21 protein-coding genes, 2 tRNA genes and 1 other RNA gene are annotated in these 21,017 nt (G+C 65.4%); 8 read left to right on the top strand and 16 right to left on the bottom strand.

The features are described from left to right. Positions 1–76 precede the first annotated feature (76 nt). Both ACV095_RS08535 and def read left to right on the top strand, forming a co-directional pair. Positions 77–149: transfer RNA gene (locus ACV095_RS08535), tRNA-His, on the top strand. A 133-nt stretch (positions 150–282) separates the two neighbouring features. Beyond that, positions 283–855 (top strand): peptide deformylase, encoded by a 573-nt coding sequence (gene def, locus ACV095_RS08530; protein WP_018769504.1) that lies wholly within the window; start codon positions 283–285, stop codon positions 853–855. 32 nt (positions 856–887) lie between these two features. On the opposite strand, the gene ACV095_RS08525 is transcribed toward def, so the two are convergent. The 5 genes from ACV095_RS08525 to rnpB form a co-directional block, all read right to left on the bottom strand. Further along, positions 888–1,685, bottom strand: coding sequence for an HNH endonuclease family protein (locus tag ACV095_RS08525; protein ID WP_478223276.1), 798 nt, complete (start codon positions 1,683–1,685; stop codon positions 888–890). A 127-nt stretch (positions 1,686–1,812) separates the two neighbouring features. After that, positions 1,813–2,022 carry a hypothetical protein gene (locus ACV095_RS08520; protein ID WP_478223275.1) on the bottom strand — a complete coding sequence of 70 codons (210 nt, stop codon included), beginning with the start codon at positions 2,020–2,022 and terminating at the stop codon, positions 1,813–1,815. A 74-nt stretch (positions 2,023–2,096) separates the two neighbouring features. Continuing rightward, positions 2,097–3,539, bottom strand: coding sequence for a glyceraldehyde-3-phosphate dehydrogenase (locus ACV095_RS08515; protein WP_018769507.1), 1,443 nt, complete (start codon positions 3,537–3,539; stop codon positions 2,097–2,099). Between the two features lie 305 nt (positions 3,540–3,844). Continuing rightward, complete coding sequence (locus ACV095_RS08510; protein WP_018769508.1) at positions 3,845–4,378, bottom strand: TspO/MBR family protein; 534 nt, start codon at positions 4,376–4,378, stop codon at positions 3,845–3,847. A 44-nt stretch (positions 4,379–4,422) separates the two neighbouring features. Then, positions 4,423–4,810, bottom strand: an RNA gene (gene rnpB, locus ACV095_RS08505) — RNase P RNA component class A. A gap of 56 nt (positions 4,811–4,866) precedes the next feature. Between rnpB and ACV095_RS08500 the strand changes: the two genes are divergently transcribed. Further along, on the top strand, positions 4,867–5,631 hold the full coding sequence (locus tag ACV095_RS08500) for a YaaA family protein (protein ID WP_478223274.1): 765 nt from the start codon (positions 4,867–4,869) through the stop codon (positions 5,629–5,631). A 9-nt stretch (positions 5,632–5,640) separates the two neighbouring features. Here the strand turns inward: ACV095_RS08500 and ACV095_RS08495 are convergent, their stop codons facing one another. Both ACV095_RS08495 and ACV095_RS08490 read right to left on the bottom strand, forming a co-directional pair. Further along, positions 5,641–6,378, bottom strand: coding sequence for a zinc ribbon domain-containing protein (locus ACV095_RS08495; RefSeq protein WP_056390741.1), 738 nt, complete (start codon positions 6,376–6,378; stop codon positions 5,641–5,643). A 109-nt stretch (positions 6,379–6,487) separates the two neighbouring features. After that, positions 6,488–7,411 carry a Nif3-like dinuclear metal center hexameric protein gene (locus ACV095_RS08490; RefSeq protein ID WP_200831090.1) on the bottom strand — a complete coding sequence of 308 codons (924 nt, stop codon included), beginning with the start codon at positions 7,409–7,411 and terminating at the stop codon, positions 6,488–6,490. Between the two features lie 99 nt (positions 7,412–7,510). Here ACV095_RS08490 and msrA point away from each other — a divergent pair, with 99 nt between their 5' ends. From msrA to epsC, 3 genes are all read left to right on the top strand, one after another. Further along, positions 7,511–8,035 (top strand): peptide-methionine (S)-S-oxide reductase MsrA, encoded by a 525-nt coding sequence (gene msrA, locus ACV095_RS08485; protein ID WP_018769512.1) that lies wholly within the window; start codon positions 7,511–7,513, stop codon positions 8,033–8,035. 64 nt (positions 8,036–8,099) lie between these two features. Then, positions 8,100–9,035 (top strand): cysteine synthase A, encoded by a 936-nt coding sequence (gene cysK, locus ACV095_RS08480; RefSeq protein ID WP_026265806.1) that lies wholly within the window; start codon positions 8,100–8,102, stop codon positions 9,033–9,035. Positions 9,036–9,074: 39 nt separating this feature from the next. Then, the gene (gene epsC / locus ACV095_RS08475; RefSeq protein ID WP_018769514.1) at positions 9,075–9,659 is read left to right on the top strand and encodes a serine O-acetyltransferase EpsC; all 585 of its coding nucleotides are present in this window, start codon (positions 9,075–9,077) and stop codon (positions 9,657–9,659) included. Positions 9,660–9,738: 79 nt separating this feature from the next. Here the strand turns inward: epsC and gndA are convergent, their stop codons facing one another. After that, positions 9,739–11,178, bottom strand: coding sequence for an NADP-dependent phosphogluconate dehydrogenase (gndA, locus tag ACV095_RS08470; RefSeq protein WP_018769515.1), 1,440 nt, complete (start codon positions 11,176–11,178; stop codon positions 9,739–9,741). A 231-nt stretch (positions 11,179–11,409) separates the two neighbouring features. Here gndA and ACV095_RS08465 point away from each other — a divergent pair, with 231 nt between their 5' ends. Continuing rightward, on the top strand, positions 11,410–12,135 hold the full coding sequence (locus tag ACV095_RS08465; protein ID WP_018769516.1) for a FadR/GntR family transcriptional regulator: 726 nt from the start codon (positions 11,410–11,412) through the stop codon (positions 12,133–12,135). Here ACV095_RS08465 and ACV095_RS08460 read toward each other — a convergent pair. The 8 genes from ACV095_RS08460 to ACV095_RS08425 all read right to left on the bottom strand — a co-directional run bounded on the left by ACV095_RS08460 (position 12,116) and on the right by ACV095_RS08425 (position 17,754). Next, positions 12,116–13,198 carry an L-idonate 5-dehydrogenase gene (locus ACV095_RS08460; protein WP_208324255.1) on the bottom strand — a complete coding sequence of 361 codons (1,083 nt, stop codon included), beginning with the start codon at positions 13,196–13,198 and terminating at the stop codon, positions 12,116–12,118. The two genes, ACV095_RS08465 and ACV095_RS08460, sit on opposite strands and share 20 nt — an antisense overlap. Beyond that, positions 13,198–13,968 carry an SDR family oxidoreductase gene (locus ACV095_RS08455; protein ID WP_056390760.1) on the bottom strand — a complete coding sequence of 257 codons (771 nt, stop codon included), beginning with the start codon at positions 13,966–13,968 and terminating at the stop codon, positions 13,198–13,200. The genes ACV095_RS08460 and ACV095_RS08455 overlap by 1 nt, the downstream gene beginning before the upstream one ends. Then, entirely contained in the window at positions 13,965–14,894 is a 930-nt protein-coding gene (locus ACV095_RS08450) for an NAD(P)-dependent oxidoreductase (RefSeq protein ID WP_043424978.1), read from the bottom strand. Before ACV095_RS08450 ends, ACV095_RS08455 begins: the two co-directional genes overlap by 4 nt. A gap of 452 nt (positions 14,895–15,346) precedes the next feature. Beyond that, entirely contained in the window at positions 15,347–15,625 is a 279-nt protein-coding gene (locus ACV095_RS08445; protein WP_018769520.1) for a hypothetical protein, read from the bottom strand. A gap of 111 nt (positions 15,626–15,736) precedes the next feature. Next, positions 15,737–15,812: transfer RNA gene (locus ACV095_RS08440), tRNA-Val, on the bottom strand. A gap of 104 nt (positions 15,813–15,916) precedes the next feature. Then, on the bottom strand, positions 15,917–16,837 hold the full coding sequence (locus ACV095_RS08435; protein ID WP_134164633.1) for an NAD-dependent protein deacetylase: 921 nt from the start codon (positions 16,835–16,837) through the stop codon (positions 15,917–15,919). 6 nt (positions 16,838–16,843) lie between these two features. Further along, positions 16,844–17,338 (bottom strand): peroxiredoxin, encoded by a 495-nt coding sequence (locus ACV095_RS08430; protein WP_018769522.1) that lies wholly within the window; start codon positions 17,336–17,338, stop codon positions 16,844–16,846. Beyond that, a complete protein-coding gene (locus ACV095_RS08425) occupies positions 17,335–17,754 on the bottom strand; it encodes a DUF3052 domain-containing protein (protein ID WP_026265808.1) in 420 nt (139 codons plus the stop codon). The genes ACV095_RS08430 and ACV095_RS08425 overlap by 4 nt, the downstream gene beginning before the upstream one ends. A 427-nt stretch (positions 17,755–18,181) precedes the next feature. On the opposite strand from ACV095_RS08425, the gene aceE reads away from it, so the two are divergent. Continuing rightward, entirely contained in the window at positions 18,182–20,923 is a 2,742-nt protein-coding gene (gene aceE, locus ACV095_RS08420; protein WP_223991926.1) for a pyruvate dehydrogenase (acetyl-transferring), homodimeric type, read from the top strand. Positions 20,924–21,017 lie beyond the last annotated feature (94 nt).

The raw sequence follows: 21,017 nt of genomic DNA, 5'->3' as shown, positions 1-21,017 counted from the left end.
ACCCCTTCCGAACAGGTAAGCTATTTGAGTTGCGTTTCCAGGGAGCCGCTAAGGCGGATTTCACTTGAAGCACATGGTGGGCGTAGCTCAGTTGGCAGAGCGCCTGGTTGTGGTCCAGGAGGTCGCGGGTTCAACCCCCGTCGCTCACCCTCACGGGGCGGCACATGCAGCCGTCAACATGGGAGGCCGCACCGGATATCCGGTGCGGCCTCCTTTGTTGTGCCCCACCGGGGGTACGCGCAGGAAAACCGGGGACACCGCGAAAGCCGAGGGACAACTGATATGACCGTTCTGCCAATCACCATCTGGGGCGAGCCTGTCCTGCACCGGCGCGCGGCCGAGGTGGAGGTTTTCGACGACGAACTGCGCACCCTCATTGCCGACATGTTCGAAACCAACGAAGCCGCGCATGGCGTGGGCCTCGCCGCCCCGCAGATCGGCGTGGGCAAGAGAATCTTCGTTTACAAGTACGCCAACGACGATGGCGCTCCCCCAAGCGGTGTACTGGTGAATCCCGTGCTGACACTGTCCAAGGTCTCCGGCGCGGCGCCCGACCCCGACGAGGAGGAGGAGGGCTGCCTTTCCTTCCCCGGTGAGCAGTATCCGCTCAAGCGGGCCGAATGGGCCCGGGTGGAGGGGTTCGACGGCTTTGGAAACCCGGTGAAGTTTGAGGCAACGGGCTGGTTCGCCCGGGTAATCCAGCACGAATACGACCACCTGGACGGAAAGCTGTATGTCAACCGGCTGATTGACCGCTATTCCCGCAAAGCCAGGAAGCAGGCGAAGAAAAACGGGTGGGGCGTGCCGGGGTTGACGTGGATGCCCGGCGTGGACCCGGATCCGTTCGGCCACTGACAAGTTCGGCCACTCATCCCTTCCGGTCCCCGTCAGCGGGCAGTGATGGTTTCCTGCCGGGGGCAGGAGCCGAGGACACGCTTCATGGCGTCCTTCTCGGCAGCCGTCACCCACAGGCCGTAGGCGGCCTTCACAGAGATCTGGCGGGCCACGTAATGGCAGCGCAGTGCGGTGTTCTTCGGCAGCCACGTGGCGGCGTCCGCTGCGCTCTTCTGCTGGTTGGCAGCGCCGTCCGCGGCAATCAGGTTCAGGGGGTCGTTTGCCAGGCTCTGGCGTTCCTTGGGCGCCAGGCCCTGGGCCCCCTTCTGCCAGGCATCCCCGAGCGCCACCACATGGTCGATCTGGACAGCCCGGCTGCTGTCTGAACCGCGCTGGAAGTCCACGTCCTGGCCTGTATAGGGTTCCCGGAAGTGACCGGCCGTTACCTTGCAGGTGGAGCCTTCGGCGAACACCACGCCGGCAAGGTCCCGTCGCAGGATGTCATTGCGGGTATCGCAGCCGTTCCTGTCGACATCCAGCCACGCCGGGCCGAAGGCCTCGCGGCTGTAGCCGGTGTTCGGTGCCCGGCCCTTCACGGCGAGGCCGTCGAGTGCAGAGAGGGCACTGCCCGCCGGTACGGGGTTTGGTTCCTGCACCGGTTTCATCCACTGGGCATCGAAGACCGGCGCCTCGGTCGGGCCCTCCGGCGCCGGCCCTGCGGCTGCAAACTGTCCTGCGGTGAAGAACCACGACAGGGCAGCGACGATGCATACTGCGGCCGTTGCCAGCAGCGCCCAGGCCTGCCGGGAACGGCGGCGTGCGCGGCGGTAGGCAGCCCAGTGGACGGTCAAGGCGTCGACGCCGGAAGGGGAAAGTCAGGCACCCCAAGAGCCTAGGACAAAGGGCACCCCAAGCCGGTGATATCCACACTGTTGAGGACGAGTGATGGCTCACACGGCCGGCGCGGCCGCCTCTGGGCTACTGCTCCCTGGTGACCCTTCGAAGGTCTTCCTCGGCAATGGCCAGCAGTCCCTCGAGCTGGCCCACGCGGTCCTGGCTGACATCCCCGGCCGCGTGTGCGGCGCGGGCGCGTTCAAGCAGCCGCACTGCTTCCTTGTGGTTCGACTTGGCCACGTCCAGGGCGTGTTCGAGGGTGGTGTCGTGCTGAAGAGTCGATTCGTTGTCCATGCCACCAGTGTGGTCCCCTTTCCCGGCTGATTCCAGAGAACCAGCCGGGAATTCGCTGGACGTGGCGGACAGGGTCAGACCGCGATGGCGGCCAGGGCGGCGGCGCTTTCCTTGGCGGGGAACGACGGCGGGTTCACGCCGGCCATTTCCTCCATAACGCGCACCACCTGGCAGCTGTAGCCAAATTCGTTGTCGTACCAGACGTAGAGGACCAGGTTCTTGTCCGTGGAGACCGTAGCGAGTCCATCAACAATGCCGGCGCGGCGGGAGCCGACAAAGTCGGTGGAGACAACCTCGGGTGAGTCGATGTAGTCGATCTGCTTGCGGAGGTCCGAGTGCAGCGACATTTCACGGAGGTAGTTGTTGACCTCGTCCTTGGTGGTGCCGTTTTCCAGGCTGAGGTTCAGGATGGCCAGCGATACGTCCGGGGTGGGGACGCGGATGGAGCTGCCGGTCAGCTTTCCGAGCAGTTCGGGCAGGGCTTTGGCCACTGCCTTGGCGGCGCCGGTTTCGGTGATGACCATGTTCAGGGCTGCAGAGCGGCCGCGGCGGTCGCCCTTGTGGAAGTTGTCGATCAGGTTCTGGTCGTTGGTGAAGGAGTGGACGGTTTCCACGTGCCCGTGCACCACGCCGAACTTGTCGTTGATGGCCTTCAGCACGGGGGTGATGGCGTTGGTGGTGCAGGACGCCGCGGAGACGATCCGGTCCGAGTCTGTGATGTCCCGGTGGTTGATGCCGTGGACGATGTTCTTCAGCTCTCCCTTGCCCGGTGCGGTCAGGAGGACCCGCGCCACGCCCTTGCTCTGCAGGTGCTGGGAAAGTCCCTCGGCGTCGCGCCAGCGGCCGGTGTTGTCCACCACCAGGGCATCCTTGATGCCGTAGGCGGTGTAATCGATGGTGGCGGGGTCGTTGGAGTAGATGACCTGGATCTGCACGCCGTTGGCGGTGATGGTGTTGGCGTCCTCGTCGATCCGGATGGTGCCCTCGAAGGACCCGTGGACGGAGTCGCGGCGCAGCAGGCTGGCGCGCTTGGAGAGGTCGTTGTCGGAGCCGCGGCGCACCACGATGGCGCGCAGGCGCAGTCCGTGGCCGCCACCGGCCTTTTCGATGAGGAGGCGGGCCAGGAGCCGGCCGATGCGGCCAAAGCCGTAGAGCACGACGTCGGTGCTGGTGCGGTCATCGCCGCCCCGCTTGCCAACGATTTCGGCGAGCTCAGCGCGGAGGAACTCCTCCAGGGTGGCGCCGTTGCCTTCTTCCTTGAACTTCTGGTTCAGGCGGGCGATGTCGATCGCGGCAGCGCCCAGCTCCAGTCCGGCCAGCGTGTTCAGCAGGGGCGCGGTGTCCTCGAGGAGCAGTTCGTCCTTGCTCATCCGGCGTGCAAAGCGGTGCGCCTTGAGGATGTTCATGGTGGACTTGTTGATCAGGCTCCGGCCGTGGATGCTGGTGACCACGTTGTTTTCGCGGTACAGCCTGCCGATCACCGGGATCATGGCCTCGGCGAGGGCCTCCCGGCCCATCCACGTATCAAGACAAGAATCAGACGTCTGGCTCACAGAAATACCTTCCTCGGTTCAGCCGTGTACGTCCTCGTACACAGATGTAGGCCACCTGATGATGTCCAGGGGCACCCGCGCCTGCAGGGATGGCCCCCAGGCGCCTGGATCGCGTGCAAAGAAAAACCGCCGGTTGCGAACGCAACTTTCGGCGGTAGAACTCCTGCGTCCGGGATCCATTCTAATTTGGCCCGCCGCCGGGAACACGCTTGCGCTGCGTGAAATCACTCACATGGCCGGGATGCCCCGCGGCCGTGGTGTTGCCGGACTCAGTTGTGGACGGCTGAGTAGAGGTTCAGGCTGGCGGAAAAGACAAGCCAGGAAAAGTACGGCAGCACCAGGAGGCCGGCGGCGGCGTCCACCGGCCCGAAGCGCAGGATCAGGAATACCAAGGTTCCGGCGAGTGCGCAGATAACCCCGAACGCAGCCCAGAGGGCGGCAGCTCCGAGCATTGGGTACAGGGCGAAAAAGGCCGCCGGCCACGCTGCGTTGAGCAGCAGCTGGACAATGTAGCCTGCACGGGTGCTCCCGGTCAGGCCGCCCTTGCGCCAGACCAGCCACGCGGCTGCCGCCACGCCGGTGTACAGCGCCATCCAGGTGCTCCGGAACATCCACGGCGGCGGCATCCACGGCGCCTTCACCGAACCGGCGTACCACCCGTTGGAATTCAGGATGATGGGAACCGAAGCGATGACCCACGCCGCGGCGGACAGCGCCAGGAACCCGCCAAGCGCAATGACCTGGGAACGGATGCCGGGGACGCCGGCCCGGGCGGCGGGACGGGGATCAGGAATAACGGGCACGGTCCAGCATCCCCAACGCATCGCCCTAGGTCAAACGCGGAATGTGGATGGGACAGCCGGTACGCCGGGTTCTGTTCTCCCCTGCCGTTACCGGAAAGGGAGCGACGGCCATCCATCTACGAGTACCGTTGCCGGCACCCTCCAGCGGCCTACCCGGACACTCGGGCGGGCAGCCCTCGAACGTGTCCTGTCTGGCCTTGCTCCGGGTGGGGTTTACCTAGCCTTCCCGGTCACCCGGGAAGCTGGTGGTCTCTTACACCACCGTTTCACCCTTACCTGCCCTTCCCGGCCAAAGCCGGCAATGGAGGCGGTCTGTTTTCTGTGGCACTGGCCTGCGGGTTACCCCGAGTGGGCGTTACCCACCACCCTGCCCTGCGGAGCCCGGACGTTCCTCGAGCCACTTGCGTGACGCGCGGCCGCCTGGCTGTCCCATCCGCCGTCCAGTCTACCGGCGCCGCCACCCGCTTTTGCGCCGGTAGGATCGGACGGTGCTGATTCTGCTTCCCCCTTCCGAAGGCAAGACACCCGCGCTCCGGGGACCCGCCGTCGACTGGTCCTCGCTCGGCTTTCCGGAATTGAACCCCTACCGCGCCAAGGTCCTCGAAGCGCTGGGAACCGTCAGTGCCCACCAGGACGCCCTCGCCCTGCTGGGCGTGGGCGCATCACTGCGTGAGGACGTGGAACGCAATACGCGCCTGGGCGCCGAGCCGGCAGCGCCCGCACACAGCATCTATTCCGGCGTCCTGTACGACGCCCTTGGCTATCGGAGCCTGACACCGGCCCAGCGGCGCAAGGCGGACGCGTCCGTCCTGGTGATCTCGGCCCTGTGGGGTGCCCTTCGCTTCGGCGACAGCGTCCCCGCCTACCGGCTCTCCATGGGCACGGCACTGCCCGACGTCGGCAGGCTGGCCCCGTTCTGGAAGACGCAGCTTGGCGAAACCCTGGGCAGCGCCGCCCGGGGGCACCTGGTGGTGGACTGCCGGTCCAGCACCTATGCAGCCGCCTGGGCACCGCCGCCGGAACAGACCGTGGCGGTCAACGTCTTCACCGAAACAGGTGGGGTCCGCAAAGTGGTGAGCCACTTCGCCAAGCACACCCGGGGGGAACTGGCGCGGCACCTGCTGGTACGGCGCGGTAAAGCCCCGGCGGCGCCGTCGGACCTTTTGAAGGCTGCCCGCGAGAAGTGGGACGCAGAACTGGTGCCGGGCACGGCCCGCAGGCCGCACGCCCTGAACATCATCCTGCCGGGCTGATCCGCCCGGTCAGGACCACTCGTCCGAGCGGACCAGGATGGCGCCGGAGTCCGGGCAGAACACGATGTCGTCCGCGGCCGAAGCCTTGATCTCCGCGAGGTCGCCGGGGCTGAGCTTCATGCCGGAGGCTTCGGAGGTGCCGTGGAACAGCCGGGCCGCGCCCACTCCGCGCTTGGCAAGCGTCTTTTCATAAACCGCCAGCATGCCCGCCTCCAGGCCTGCAGCGAATGCGGCGCGCTGCGCGCGAAGCCCTGCCGCTTCCGTTTCCACCTCCGCGAGGGCCGCGTCAAGTTCGGCCCGGATGGTGGCAAAGGAGCCCTGGATGTCGTCGACAATCTGCTGCTGCGCCGCCTGCCGTTCCCGCAGGCTGTCCAGCCGCTCCATGACCTCCAGCTCCACGTCCTCAAGGTCGGAGCGCCGCTTGTTGAGCGAGGCGATGTCTTTTTGCAGTGCAACCAGGTCCTTGGAAAGGCCGGTGCCGCTGTTGAGCCTGGCCTCGTCGCGTTCGATCCGTGAAGCAACCTGTTCGACGTCGGCTTCCGCCCGCTTAAGCGCGGCCTCGGCATCGTGCACGGCCACCTTGGCTGCTCCCAGTTCACCGTTGGCGACAGAGAGCGCGGCTTCGAGGTCCTTGATGCGGGGATCGTTTTCCAGCGTGCGGCGGCGGTTGGTGAGGCCCTTCAGCCGGGCGTCCAGCCCCTGCAGTTCAAGCAACTTCAACTGTTCCGCCGGTGCTGCCTTGGCCACTGTTACCTCCGATAAATCCTTTCCGGCCGTAGCCGGGCACCGAACCGGCGCTTCCTAGACTCTAGCGCGTGGCCCCGCTTCCCTGCCTCGCGCTATCCCGGGCTGCTGCCTAGCCCGGCGTGAGGATGAAGTCCCAGGGGTCGCTGTTGGTGGTGCTGACCTGGATCTCCACCTCATGTCCCTGGTCAGCCAGGACGTTGCCCAGGGCGGCCGCGGCCGCAGGCAGCCAAAGCCATTCACTGGCGAAGTGCGACACGTCCACCAGGTACGGCCGTCCGTTGAGGGCGGCTTCGCGTGCCTCGGATGCCGGGTGGTGGCGAAGGTCCGCGGTGACGTAGACGTCGGCGTTGCTGGCGCGCACCTCATTGAACAGCGAATCGCCGGCACCGCCGCACACCGCGATGCGCCGCACCAGTCCGTCCTTGTCGCCGGAGACCCGCACTCCCCCGGCCACTGACGGAAGAATTCCAAACACCCGGGCCGCGAAGTCGCCCAGGCTCATGGCATCCGCCAGGTCGCCCACGCGGCCAATGCCTTCCTCCGGGAGCCCGTTGGCTGCCACCGTGAGCGGGGCGACGTCCTGGAGCCCCAGGGCGTCGGCCAGGACATCGGAAACGCCTCCGACGGCGGAGTCGCCATTGGTGTGCACGGTCAGCAGTGCCGTTCCCGACTCGATGAGCCGGTGGACTGCCCGGCCCTTCGCCGACGTGGCGGCGACCGACGTGACGCCCTTCAGCAGGAGGGGGTGGTGGGTGATGAGCAGTTCGGCTCCCCACTCAACGGCTTCCTCGATGACCTCCAGCGTGGGATCAACCGCAAACATCACCTTGGTGACGGCGGCGGACGGGTGGCCTGCCACGAGCCCTACCTCGTCCCAGTTTTCCGCCAGGGACTCCGGCCACAGTTCCTCAACTGCCAGGAGCAGTTCGGCCAAAGTGGGAGCGTCCGCGGAACCGGCCGGAGCCGGCGTGTCGGAGGAGGCTTCGCCGTCGTGATCTGCCTGGCCGGTAACGTCGGTGTCCACAGGTTCCATAGTCTTAGTTTTACCCCATCGGCTTGCGGCCGCCGCAGTTTGCGGCATGGCGCGGGGCCGGCAGGGAATGATCCCGGGCCGTCAACCATTGAAGAGGTCATGAAAACTTTTGTTCTTGGCGGAGGTTGCTTCTGGTGCCTTGACGCCGTCTACCAGAAGACACGGGGTGTCACCTCGGTGGTGTCCGGCTACACCGGCGGCCACGATCCCCATCCGGACTACTACTCGGTCTGCAGTGGAACCACTGGCCACGCGGAGGTGGTGGCGGTGACCTTCGACGAGGAGGTTATCCCCGCGGAAGTTGTCCTTGACATGTTCTTCGCCCTTCATGACCCCACCACGCTGAACCGGCAGGGATACGACGTGGGCACCCAGTACCGGTCCTCGATGTTCTACGAGACCACGGAGGAGAAGATCCTGTTCGAGGAAGCCATCGAACGCAACCAGGCGCTGTGGCCGCATCCCATTGTCACCGAGGTCAGCCGCCTGCCGCGGTTCCACGTGGCGGAGGAATTCCATCAGGATTACTACGCCAAACACCCGGAGCAGGGGTATTGCCAGGTGATCATCAACCCCAAGCTTGCCAAGGCCCGCAAATATTACTCTGCATGGCTTAACGCTTAGCCTCCGTTACGCGGCCTCGTTAGGCTGACCTCAGTATTCACCCCTTAGAGATAGGCGTATGTACATGGCACGGATCTATGACGATGTGACGCAACTGGTGGGCGGGACCCCACTGGTCCGGCTGAACCGGCTCAGCGAGGGGCTGGACGCCACCGTTGCCGTGAAGCTGGAGTTCTACAACCCGGCCAACAGCGTCAAGGACCGCATCGGCGTTGCCATCATCGACGCCGCGGAAAAATCGGGCGCCCTCAAGCCCGGCGGCACCATCGTCGAAGGCACCTCCGGCAACACGGGCATCGCCCTCGCCATGGTGGGTGCCGCCCGTGGGTACAAGGTCATCCTCACCATGCCTGAGACCATGTCCACCGAGCGCCGGGTCATGCTGCGCGCCTTCGGTGCCGAGATCGTCCTGACCCCTGGATCCGAGGGCATGCGCGGAGCCGTGGAAAAGGCCCAGGAAATCGTGGCCAACACCGAGAACTCCATTTGGGCCCAGCAGTTCGCCAACGAAGCCAACCCGGAGATCCACCGCAGGACCACCGCCGAGGAAGTATGGGAAGACACCGACGGAGGCGTGGACATCTTCGTGGCCGGCGTTGGCACCGGTGGAACCATCACCGGCGTCGGGCAGGTCCTGAAGGAACGCAAACCCGGCGTACAGATCGTGGCGGTGGAACCCAAGGACTCCCCCATCCTGAACGGCGGCGCCCCCGGCCCGCACAAGATCCAGGGACTGGGCGCCAACTTCATCCCGGAGCTGCTGGACACCAACGTCTACGACGAGGTTATTGACGCGAACCTGGAGGACTCGGTCCGCGTTGCGCGCGAACTGGGCATCAAGGAAGGCATCCTGGGCGGCATCTCCTCCGGCGCCATCGTCTGGGCCGCGCTGGAACTGGCCAAGCGTCCGGAAAATGCCGGCAAGCTGATCGTGGCGGTCGTTTGCGACTTCGGTGAGCGTTACATCTCCACCGTGCTCTATGACGACATCCGCGGCTGATCAGCCCGCCGTCCGCCCGTTTCCTGTAGAAAGAACTTTGTGGGCTTTTTCGCAAGACTGAAGGAAGACCTCGACGCCGCCCGGTCCCACGACCCGGCGGCTCGAGGTTCTTTTGAGAACTTTTTCGCCTATTCCGGCCTGCACGCCATCTGGATCCACCGGCTGACGCACCGCATGTGGCAGAACCCGTCGCTTCGCTTCCCGGCGCGCCTGCTGTCCCAGCTGGGCCGGTCCTGGACCGGTATTGAGATCCATCCGGGTGCCACGATCGGACGTCGTTTCTTCATTGACCATGGCATGGGTGTGGTCATTGGCGAGACAGCCGAGATCGGCGAGGACGTGATGATCTATCACGGCGTCACGCTCGGTGGGCGCTCACTTGCCCGGATCAAACGCCACCCCACCATCGGTGACCGGGTCACCATCGGTGCCGGAGCCAAAATCCTGGGGCCCATCACCATCGGCCGGGACAGTGCCGTCGGCGCCAACGCCGTGGTGGTGAAGGATGCGCCGCCGGAATCGATCGTTACCGGTGTTCCGGCCAAATGGAGGCACCGGGACGCGCAGCGGGAAACCAAGCCCGCCGTCGATCCGGCCGAATACGACATCGAGTACCGGATCTAGAAGTACCAGGCACAGCAAAAGGCGGGCAGTTTCCCGGAGAACCGGGAAACTGCCCGCCTTTGTCATGCGGCGGCAGCTGCTAGTGGGTGTCCACCGCTTCAACTTCGGACTTGTCCTCGCCCCAGAGGGTGTGGAAGGTTCCCTCGGTGTCGATGCGGCCGTAGGTGTGTGCACCGAAGAGGTCGCGCTGGCCCTGGATCAGGGCGGCGGCCACGCGCTTGCGGCGCAGGCCGTCGTAGTACGCCAGCGATGAGGAGAACACCGGCACCGGGATGCCGAGCTGGACGGCGGTGGCAACAACGCGGCGCCACGCCGGCAGGGCGTCTGCAATGGCCTTGGTGAATGCCGGGGCGAACAGCAGGTTGGCCGGCTTCTGGTCCGCGGCGTAGGCCTTGGTGATGTCCTTGAGGAGCTCGGCGCGGATGATGCAGCCGGCGCGCCACAGGGAGGCGATCTCGTCCAGCTTCAGTTCCCAGCCGTATTCCTTGGCGGCCGAGGTCAGCATGTCCAGGCCCTGGGCGTAGGAGACCAGCTTGGAGGCGTAGAGCGCCTGGCGGACGTCCTCAACGAAGCTTTCCGGGATCTCGACGTCGGCCTCGTTGCCTGCCAGCAGTTCCTGGCCCAGCCTGCGCTGCCCGGCCTGGGAGGAGAGGGCGCGGGCGAAGACGGATTCGGCGATGCCGGACACCGGCGAGCCGAGTTCCAGGGCGGAAATGACGGTCCAGCGGCCCGTACCCTTCTGGCCGGCGGCGTCGACGACGACGTCAACGAACGGCTTGCCGGTCTTGGCGTCCACGTGGCCCAGGACCTCGGCGGAAATCTCGATCAGGAAGGATGAAAGCTCCCCCTTGTTCCATTCGGTGAAGATCTTGGCCTGTTCGGCGGGCTCGATGCCGGCACCGGAGCGGAGCAGGTCGAAGGCCTCGCCGATAACCTGCATGTCGGCGTATTCGATGCCGTTGTGGACCATCTTGACGAAGTGGCCGGCGCCGTCGGTGCCGATCCAGGCGCAGCAGGGCTCGCCGTCGACCTTCGCGGAAATCTTCTCCAGCAGCGGGCCGAGGGCCTTGTAGGACTCCTTGGAACCGCCGGGCATGATGGACGGGCCGTTCAGTGCACCCTCTTCGCCGCCGGACACACCGACGCCCACGAAGTGCAGGTCCTTCTTGGCCAGTGCGGCTTCCCGGCGGCGGGTGTCCTCGTAGTGGGAGTTGCCGGCGTCGATGATGATGTCGCCCGGCTCCAGGAGCGGCTCCAGCTGCTCAATGACGGAATCGACCGGCTTGCCGGCCTTGACCATGATGAGCACCCGGCGGGGCTTTTCCAGGGAATCAACAAGTTCCTGGAGGGTCTCGGTCCGGACGAAGTCGCCTTCGGAGCCGTGCTTCTCCAGCAGCGCGTCGGTCTTCTCCACCGACCTGTTGTGCAGGGCAACCGTGAACCCGTTGCGGGCCAGGTTGCGGGCCAGGTTGGCGCCCATGACGGCGAGGCCGGTGACACCGATGTGTGCTGCAGACATCAATAACTCCAATTCATTGTTTGCCCCGGTTGCCGGCTTCCGCAGGCGGGAAGACACCGGGGCAGATCAGGGGGTCGGAATAAAGCATATATATTCTCGCTGTGACGCGAAAGTAACAGCTGCGTAATGGAACCATTGTTTCGGTGCCGGTTCAGGTTGGCCACCCTGCGAACCACCGCGGCAGCGGGCGCACGCACAACCGGGCGTCGGCCAGCAACTAGGCTTAGCAGCATGACCAGCAGCCTCCACCACCGTGCCATCGACAACCTGGGCACCCGGATTATCTCGGGGGATCTCCCGGCGGGCCACGTCATGCTGGCGGAGCAGTTGGAGGATGAACTGAAAGTGTCCCGCTCGGTGATCCGGGAAGCGGTGCGGGTCCTGCAGTCGCTGGGGCTGGTGGAAACCACCAAGCGGGTGGGCATCCGTGTGCTGCCGGCAAGCCGTTGGAATCCTTTCGATCCCCAGGTGATCCGGTGGCGGCTGGCAAGCGACGCACGCGGCGCGCAGCTCCGCTCCCTCGCCGAACTGCGCGCCGCGGTGGAACCCGCGGCCGCCGAACTGGCGGCACAGAATGCCCCTGCACCGCTGCGGATGGAGCTCGTGGACGTTGCCCGTGCAATGCGGGAGGCCGGCAACAACGGCGAAGTTGCACGCTTCCTGGAACTGGACATCCGGTTCCACTCCCTGCTGCTCTCCGGCTCGGGCAACGAGATGTTCGCCAACCTCATGGGCCAGGTGGCCGAGACCCTGACAGGCCGCACCGTTCATGGCCTGATGCCCGACCACCCGCACCAGGCCGCCCTCCAGTGGCACGAGGATGTGGCGCAAGCGATTGCCAGGGGCGATGCCGCGTCCGCGCGCGAAGCCTCTGACCGGATCATGCGGCGCACCATGTCCCAGATGGCCGACACCTGGACGGAACAGCCACGGGTGTTTATCCCCGTTCGACAGTAGCTTCGCTCCGGGGGCCGAAGCTGAGGAGGACTTTTCCGGATTCGGCGGAGTTGCGGGCCATGGTGAAGGCTTCCAGTGCGTTGTCCACGGGGTATTCGTGGGTGATGACGGGCTCGATGTGCAGGGTCCTGTCGGTGAGGGCGGCGATGACGTTATCGATCTCGTCGTTGAACCGGAAGGAGCCTTTGAGGTCGAGTTCGCGGGTGATGGCCAGGGAGATCAGTACCGGCTGCGGCCCGGTGGGCAGCAGGCCCACCATCACCACGGTGCCGCCGCGGGCCGCGCCCTGGATGGCGGAGGCCAGGCCGTGGTGGTTGCCGGAGGATTCAATCACGACGTCGGCCTCCACGGCGGCGATCGCCTCCGCATCGCCGGCGGTGATCACCTGGTCCGCTCCCACGGCTTGGGCGATTTCCAGTGGTGTGGGGTGCACGTCGACGGCGGTGATCCGGGCCGCACCGGCGCGTTTCAGGACGGCGACGGCGAGGGCCCCGATGGGCCCGGACCCGATCACGAGCGCCGATTTGCCGGCCACGTCCCCGGCCCGGGAGACGGCGTGCCAGGCCACGGCGGCCGGCTCGATCAACGCGGCGGTCCGCAGGCCAACACCGTTGGGCAGGGGCCGGAGCATCCGGGTGGGGAGGTTCACGTACCGGCTGAACGCCCCGTCCGTGTGCGGGAACCGCGCGGCACTGCCCAGGTAGGTGCAGCCCGGGGACAGGTTGGGCCGGTCCGCCGGGTAACGTGCGGCACCCGGGCCCGGGGTGGCCGGATGGACCGCCACCGCAGTGCCCGCGGCCGGGCCGGTCCCGTCAGCCGCGGCCCGGACCACCGTCCCGGAAATCTCATGGCCCAGCACCAGCGGCGCCCTCAGGATCGACTCCCCGGCCGCGCCGTGCAGCCAGTAGTGCAGGTCCGACCCGCAAATCCCGCCGAACGCCACCTCGACCACCGCCTCATCCGCGGCCGGAGCGGTAAGGGCCAGCTCGTCGATCCGCAGATCGTTGGCGGCGTGCGCCACCACGGCCGGGCCGGACACGGGGAGTGCTGTATCCAGTGCCATCAGACCACCACCGTCATTCCGCCATCGATAAAAATAGTCTGCCCGTTCACGAAATCAGACCCGTCCGAGGCCAGCCACACGGCCGGCCCGGCCAGGTCCTGCACGGTCCCCCACCGGTTGGCCGGGGTCCGGCCCAGGATCCAGGAGTTGAACTGCTCATCATCCACCAGGTTCTGCGTCATCTCCGTATGGATATAGCCCGGCGCGATCCCGTTGATCTGCAACCCGGACCCGGCCCACTCCGCCGTCATCGCCCGGGTCAGGTTCCGCAGCCCGCCCTTCGCCGCAATGTACGGCGCGATCGTGGGGCGGGCCAGGTCCGTCTGCACCGAGCAGATGTTGACGATCTTCCCCCGCCCCCGCGGGATCATGTACCGCGCTGCTTCCCGGCCCACCAGGAACGCGCTGGTCAGGTCCGTGGAAATCACCCGTTCCCAATCCTTCACGTCCAAATCCAGCATCGGCACCCGGTGCTGGATCCCTGCATTGTTCACCAGGATCTCCAACGGCCCCACATGCTCCTCCACCCATGCCACCCCGCGCGCCGCCCCGGCGTCGCTCGTCACGTCAAAAGCGACACTGTGAACCCGGCCCGGAGCGTAGTCGGCGGCCATCGCCGCCGCGGCATCCTTGAGCCGCTCCCCGTTGATACCGTTCAACACCACCGTTGCCCCGGCGTCGGCCAGTGCCCGCGCCAACGCGTTGCCAATCCCCCGGCTGGACCCCGTCACCAAGGCAACCCGGCCGGTCAAATCAAACAAAGAACTCATGGTGCAACTGTTCCTTCCGCCGCTCCCGCGGCTCCTTGACTGAGGTTGGAGACCACCTGCCGCACGACGGCAAGGTCCTGGTCGCCGTGGCCCTGGCGCCTTAGCTCCGCGTAGAGCTCGATGCCGGCCGCTGCCATTGGGGTTGCCACGCCCGCCGCCTCGGCGGCATCCAGCACAAACCCAAGGTCCTTGTGCATGAATTTGGCCGGGCCGGTGGGGGTGTAATCCTTGCTGACCAGGCGCGGGCCCACGATCTCCAGGACCCTGCTCGCGGCCAAGCCGCCGGACAGGACCTCGAACAGTGCCGCCGGATCCAGCCCGGAGCGTTCGGCAAGTTCGGCAGCCTCGGCAAGCGCCGCCGTCGTGGTCCCCACCACCAACTGGTTGCAGGCCTTGGCAAGTGAGCCCGCGCCCAGTGGGCCAAGGTGGCGCACTGTGGTACCCATGGTCCGCAGCAGGGGCTCAACGCGGCGGAAGGACTGTTCGTCGTCCGCGCCTGCCATGATGGCGAGGGTGCCGTCCGCCGCACCCTTGGTGCCTCCGCTCACGGGTGCATCCACGACCCGTGCGTTGCCGGAACTGAACTCCCGGACGCGCCGCCCGAATTCCTGTACGCCGGTGGGCGAAACGCTGCTCATGACCAGCAGGACGGTATTCGGTGCCGGCGGGTTCTGCTTCCAGCTCTCCAGCAGGTCATGTGCTGTTTCCTCTATGTGTGGCAGGTCAGGCAGCATGAACACGATGGCGGGGAGGTTCCGCATCTCCACGACCCGCTCAACGGCACACCCGCCGAGGTCCTGCAGCCGGGTGAGCGCTTCAGGCGACCGGTTCCAGCCGCTGACCTGCCAGCCCCCTGCGATGGCATTGGAAGCCATCAAATTACCCATATGCCCCAGGCCCACGAAGCCTGCCCGCTTGTCCTCCATGATCTGCCTCACATCGTCGCACTGGAATGAGTCGTTCAATATCCTAGTCACAATTCAGCATAATGAACTCCATAGTGCTTGGAATTACGTTTCCGCTGCTGTCCGGGTTGAGGCAGGTTTTATGGACCTCACTGGTGGGGGACCGATCCTTGAGGACCTTCCCGTGAACCTTGGGATCCCCAAATCCTCCACGTCCCAACCCGCTGCCCGGCGCTGCCATAGTGTCCATTCATGTGAACAACAACCACCATGACGGCCTGTGAACGGCGGTTTTCGTGGCCCTGATCCAACGTGAAGCAGCCGAACGGCGCATGACTTTTTGTTTCCAGCAGTTCACGGTATATTCATCCCAAGCCCTCCACCGCGGCATCCCCCAATAGCCGCGGTGGAGGGTTTTCCAATGCCGGAAAGTCAACGCCGGCGTGATGCCTTCGTATCCGGGCATTGATACGTCAAGCTGCGTCCGCTGCCGTTTCCCGTAGCCTCCAGCCTCCGCCGGTCCCGTCGCGCTGGAGGTACACGGTGGTCAGCGCTGACTTGCTGTTGTTGCCCAGCCGCACCTGCAGCTGCAGGACTTCGACGTCCACACCACTGTTGCCCTTCGGCATCCGCCGGCTGGTTTCCCACCAGTTGATGCGCTCGAACCACCTGACCGGTTCGGCACCAACCGCCCATTCCCTGCCCCGGCTCAGCACCGTCGTCGGTATTCCGTTGCTGTCTGTGTGCACCATGACATGTTCCATTCCTGCAACGTATGGCAAGGGTCCGACAATGACGGCAGGAGGGCAGGCAGCAAAAAACCCGCCGCCCGCCGGTAAGGCGGGGACAGCGGGTTTGTAGTTTGGTGGGTCCTACCGGGATCGAACCGATGACATCCACGGTGTAAACGTGGCGCTCTACCAGCTGAGCTAAAGACCCAAATCAGGCGGTTTCCGGCCGGACTGCCGCAACCAACGAACATAAACTCTACCCGACAGGGGGCCGGAAACGCGAATCCCAGCACCGAACCGCCTGAGGTGTCCCTACAGGGCGGGGAGTTCGGCCGCGAGGTAGCCCAGCGCCTGGCTGACGCCGGCTTCAAGCTTGACGGTCGCCTTGTCATCACCCCGGGTGGCGCCCCTGTTGATGATTACCACCGGCTTGGATTCCTTGGCGGCATGCCGCACAAACCGAAGACCGCTCATGACCGTCAGGGATGAACCGGCAACCACCAGCGCGGCTGCCCCGTCCACCATGGCGTACGAACGTTCCACCCGGTCCTTGGGCACATTTTCCCCAAAGTAGACGAAGTCCGGCTTCAGGGTACCGCCGCAGGCAGGACAGACCGGCACCACGAAGCTGCTGATGAGGACCTGGTCCTCCACGGTGGCGTCAGCATCCGGCGCCATCTCCACCAACCCGGACGCCGCTGCCCGTTCCAGGAATCCGGGGTTGAGTTCCTCGAAAACACCGGCCAGGAGGCGCCGGGTGTAGGTCCGCCCGCAGTCGAGGCATATCACCTGGTCATACCGGCCGTGCAAATCGACGACGTTGGAGCTGCCGGCGTCCTGGTGCAGGCGGTCAACGTTCTGGGTAATGAGGCCCGTGAGGTAACCGCGGCGTTCCAGCTCCGCTGCTGAATAGTGGCCCACGTTCGGGTCCGCGTGCCGCATGTGGGACCACCCGATGTGGTTCCGGGCCCAGTAGCGGCGCCGGTTGGCCGCGTCCCGGACAAACTCCTGGTAGGTCATGGGCTGCCGCGGCGGCGAGTCCGGGCCACGGTAGTCCGGAATGCCGGAGTCGGTGCTCAGGCCCGCGCCCGTCAGCAGGGCGAACGGGGCACCGGCAAGCAGGTCGCGGATCCTGGCCAGCACCTCAAGGTCATCGGCTGACAGCGGAGCAGGGGCTACCGGCGGCATGCTGGCAAAGCCGGTAAGGCCCGTCCCCCGCCGATGTTCCGCCATGGTCGATCAGGCCTGTTTCAGATCCGCCAGGGCCGCGCGGTATTCGGCGAAGTCCCGGGCCTGTCCGCGGGGATTCACAACGCTGTAACGGATTCTGCCGTCAGCGTCGATGATGAAGGTGGCGCGTTTGGCCATGCCACTGACGTCGTCGAACACACCGTAAGCACTGGCCACGGCCCCATGCGGCCAGAAGTCGGCAAGGAGGTCGAAGCTGTAGCCTTCCTGCGCCGCATAGGCCCGGAGGCTGAACTTGCTGTCCACGGACACTGCAAGGACCACCGCGTTCGAATCCTCGAATGTGGCCAGGTTGTCCCGTATCTCGCACAGTTCACCCGTGCAGATCCCCGAGAATGCAAACGGGTAAAAGACCAGGGCCACGTTCTGCCCCCGGAAGGATGACAGCGTCACGGGCTCGCCGTACTGGTTGGCAAGCTCGAAGTCGGGCGCTTCCGCGCCCAGTGCAGGAACAGCTGCGGAAGCGGCCTCAACCGCTGCCGTCATTTGTTCTTCCTGCTGACAAGGCGGGTTGCACTCCAGTCCTTCGAGACTCCCGCTGAGGTGGTGACGTGCAGGCCGGCGGTGGGTGCGGCTTCCTGGATGTCTGCTGGCGAGACGTAGCCGTCCCTGCCTGACTTGGGGGTGAGGACCCAGACAACACCGTTTTCGCTCAGGGTAGTGAGGGAATCCATCAGGCTGTCCACCAGGTCCCCGTCGCCGTCGCGCCACCACAGGATGACGGCGTCCGCCACCTCGTGATCGTCCTCGTCCAGCAACTCGGAACCGGTGAGGTCCTCAATATCGTCACGCAAGTCGAAATCGACATCGTCGTCGTAACCGAACTCCTGAATCAGATCCCCGTTCTTGAAACCCAATTTTTCCGCCACATTTACCGAAGTGGCGGCGTCGGCCTCGCTCACGTGTTCCTCCAATACCTCATATATGCAGTGTGCATAGTGATTTCCATTACTCCCAAGCCAACACCCTTTGCGCCTGCGCTTCAAGCTGCCGCCCCCGGGACTGCGCATATTCTGCGTCACATCCGGCTGCAGCATCCCCGTCACAAGGGCTTTTTGTCACACAACCAGTATGACGAACGAAATACAACCGCAGCACCTGACCCGCGGCTACGCATCGCGTTGCGGTCAGGGCTAGAGTGGCTGATGACAACTATGGCTGCGGGACGACAACCTTGTGACTCCGTGCAGACATAGGAGCGCTAGGAAGCTGCCCGGCACACATGCCCGGGCTGTTGTAACCGATACGTCGCACACGGCGTATGTACGCCGGGCAGTCACCCTGCCTGGCCTGAGTGCGCCGATTCATGCGCGCAAAGAGAGGTTGGACGTGGCTGCAGGAGAAGATACCTCCCATATCCTCAGCGGGTTGACTAACCAGCTGCCTGATCGTGATCCGGAAGAGACTGCCGAGTGGGTTGAGTCCCTGGATGCGTTGATCAGGGAACAGGGCACCGAGCGTGCCCAATACATCATGCGGAGCCTGCTGCAGCGCGCCGGCGCGCAGAGTGTCGGGGTGCCGATGGTGACCACCACCGATTACGTGAACACGATCCCGGTGGACCAGGAAGCCCAGTTCCCGGGCAACGAGGAGTACGAGCGCCGGTACCGGGCCTACATGCGGTGGAACGCCGCGGTCATGGTCCACCGGGCGCAGCGGCCCGATATCGGCGTCGGCGGGCACATCTCCACCTACGCCGGTGCCGCGACCCTGTACGAGGTCGGGTTCAACCACTTCTTCCGCGGCAAGGACCACCCCGGCGGCGGGGACCAGGTCTTCTTCCAGGGCCATGCCTCCCCCGGGATGTACGCTCGGGCGTTCATGGAAGGACGCCTCTCCGAGGAGGACCTGGACGGGTTCCGGCAGGAAAAGTCCCGCGAGGGCCATGCCCTGTCCTCCTACCCGCACCCGCGCCTGATGCCGCACTTCTGGGAATTCCCTACCGTGTCCATGGGCATCGGCCCGATGAACGCGATCTACCAGGCCCAGAACAACCGGTACCTGCACAACCGGGGCCTGAAAGACACCTCCGACCAGCAGGTCTGGGCGTTCCTGGGCGACGGCGAAATGGACGAACCCGAATCCCGCGGCCTGCTGCAGCTGGCGGCGAACGAAAACCTGGACAACCTGAACTTCGTGATCAACTGCAACCTCCAGCGCCTGGACGGGCCGGTGCGCGGCAACGGCAAGATCATGCAGGAACTCGAAGCGTTCTTCCGCGGCGCAGGCTGGAACGTGATCAAGGTCGTCTGGGGCCGGGAATGGGATGACCTGCTCACCCGCGACACCGACGGCTCGCTCGTGAAAATCATGAACGAAACCGTCGACGGGGACTACCAGACCTACAAAGCCGAATCCGGCGGGTTCGTCCGCGAACACTTCTTCGGCAAAACCCCGCAGACCAAAGACCTCGTCGCGGACCTCACCGACGACCAGATCTGGAACCTCAAACGCGGCGGCCACGACTACCGCAAGGTCTACGCAGCCTACAAAGCCGCCACCGAATTCAAGGGCAAACCCACCGTCATCCTCGCCCACACCGTCAAGGGCTACGGCCTGGGACCGCACTTCGAGGGCCGCAACGCGACCCACCAGATGAAGAAGCTGACCCTGGATGACCTGAAGAAGTTCCGCGACCACCTGCGGATCCCCGTCAGTGACGAACAGCTCGAGAAGGACTCGTACCGGCCGCCGTACTACCACCCCGGTAACGACGCCCCGGAAATCAAGTACATGATGGAGCGCCGCGCTGCCCTGGGCGGAGCCGTCCCGGAACGCCGGAATACCCACGCCGAGATTGTGCTGCCCGACGCGAAGTCCTACGAGGTGGCAAAGCGCGGTTCTGGCAAGCAGCAGGCCGCCACCACCATGGCCTTCGTCCGGCTCCTCAAGGACCTGATGCGGGATAAGAACTTCGGCAAGCACATCGCCCCGATCATCCCCGACGAAGCACGCACGTTCGGCATGGATGCGTTCTTCCCCACCGCGAAGATCTACAACCCCAAGGGCCAGAACTACCTCTCCGTGGACCGCGACCTGGTCCTGGCCTACAAGGAATCCCCCGCCGGGCAACTGATCCACCCCGGCATCAACGAAGCCGGCGCCGTGGCAGCCTTCACCGCCGCCGGGACCTCCTACGCCACCCACGGCGTGCCCCTGGTCCCGGTCTACGTGTTCTACTCCATGTTCGGCTTCCAGCGCACCGGCGACGCCTTCTGGGCCGCAGCAGACCAAATGACCCGCGGCTTCATCATCGGCGCCACCGCAGGCCGGACCACCCTCACCGGCGAAGGCCTCCAGCACGCCGACGGCCACTCCCCCCTGCTGGCCTCCACCAACCCCGCCGTGCTCACCTACGACCCCGCCTACGGCTACGAAATCGGCCACATCATCCGCTCCGGCCTCGAACGCATGTACGGGCCGGACTCAACGGACAAGAACGTCATGTACTACCTCACCGTGTACAACGAACCCATCGTCCAGCCCGCCGAACCGGAAAACCTCGACATCGAAGGCGTCATCAAGGGCATCTACCTGCTCGCACCGGCAAAGATCGACGGTCCCCGCACCCAGATCCTCGCCTCCGGCGTCTCCGTGCCCTGGGCCATCGAAGCCCAGCGCGTCCTGGCCGACGACTGGAACGTCTCCGCCGACGTCTGGTCCGTCACCTCCTGGAACGAACTGCGCCGCGACGGCCTCGCCGCCGAAGAAGAAGCCTTCCTCAACCCCGGCCAACCCGCCCGCACCCCGTTCGTCACCCAGCAACTCGAAGGCGCCACCGGCCCCATCGTCGCCGTCTCCGACTACATGAAAGCCGTCCCCGACCAGATCCGGCAGTTCGTCCCCAACGAATTCGCCACCCTCGGCGCCGACGGCTTCGGCTTCTCCGACACCCGCGCAGCAGCCCGCCGCTACTTCAAGAACGACACCCACTCCATCGTGGTGCGTGCCCTTGAAATGCTGGCGCGCCGTGGCGAGGTGGATGTTGACGCCCCGGTCAAGGCCATCGAGAAGTACAAGCTGCTCAACGTCAATGCCGGCACCACCGGCAATGCCGGGGGCGAAGCCTAGCCTTCCGGCTGGACAGCGTATCAAGCAGCATCACGACGACGGCGGCCCCCACCTACCAAGGTGGGGGCCGCCGTCGTCGTGTCTGTAGTGTGCG

It is taken from the genome of Arthrobacter sp. JDC6, assembly GCF_056484025.1.
This window is presented reverse-complemented; position numbering and strand designations above follow the sequence as displayed.

What these genes read in the sequence shown, in the direction of transcription:
- ACV095_RS08455 (WP_056390760.1), bottom strand. Translation starts at nt 13,968, where the DNA reads ATGAGTTCTTTGTTTGATTTGACCGGCCGGGTTGCCTTGGTGACGGGG.
- ACV095_RS08490 (WP_200831090.1), bottom strand. Translation starts at nt 7,411, where the DNA reads ATGGAACCTGTGGACACCGACGTTACCGGCCAGGCAGATCACGACGGC.
- msrA (WP_018769512.1), top strand. Translation starts at nt 7,511, where the DNA reads ATGAAAACTTTTGTTCTTGGCGGAGGTTGCTTCTGGTGCCTTGACGCC.
- ACV095_RS08465 (WP_018769516.1), top strand. Translation starts at nt 11,410, where the DNA reads ATGACCAGCAGCCTCCACCACCGTGCCATCGACAACCTGGGCACCCGG.
- ACV095_RS08515 (WP_018769507.1), bottom strand. Translation starts at nt 3,539, where the DNA reads ATGGGCCGGGAGGCCCTCGCCGAGGCCATGATCCCGGTGATCGGCAGG.
- ACV095_RS08520 (WP_478223275.1), bottom strand. Translation starts at nt 2,022, where the DNA reads ATGGACAACGAATCGACTCTTCAGCACGACACCACCCTCGAACACGCC.
- ACV095_RS08430 (WP_018769522.1), bottom strand. Translation starts at nt 17,338, where the DNA reads ATGACGGCAGCGGTTGAGGCCGCTTCCGCAGCTGTTCCTGCACTGGGC.
- def (WP_018769504.1), top strand. Translation starts at nt 283, where the DNA reads ATGACCGTTCTGCCAATCACCATCTGGGGCGAGCCTGTCCTGCACCGG.
- cysK (WP_026265806.1), top strand. Translation starts at nt 8,100, where the DNA reads ATGGCACGGATCTATGACGATGTGACGCAACTGGTGGGCGGGACCCCA.
- ACV095_RS08445 (WP_018769520.1), bottom strand. Translation starts at nt 15,625, where the DNA reads ATGGTGCACACAGACAGCAACGGAATACCGACGACGGTGCTGAGCCGG.
- ACV095_RS08450 (WP_043424978.1), bottom strand. Translation starts at nt 14,894, where the DNA reads ATGGAGGACAAGCGGGCAGGCTTCGTGGGCCTGGGGCATATGGGTAAT.
- ACV095_RS08460 (WP_208324255.1), bottom strand. Translation starts at nt 13,198, where the DNA reads ATGGCACTGGATACAGCACTCCCCGTGTCCGGCCCGGCCGTGGTGGCG.
- gndA (WP_018769515.1), bottom strand. Translation starts at nt 11,178, where the DNA reads ATGTCTGCAGCACACATCGGTGTCACCGGCCTCGCCGTCATGGGCGCC.
- ACV095_RS08435 (WP_134164633.1), bottom strand. Translation starts at nt 16,837, where the DNA reads ATGGCGGAACATCGGCGGGGGACGGGCCTTACCGGCTTTGCCAGCATG.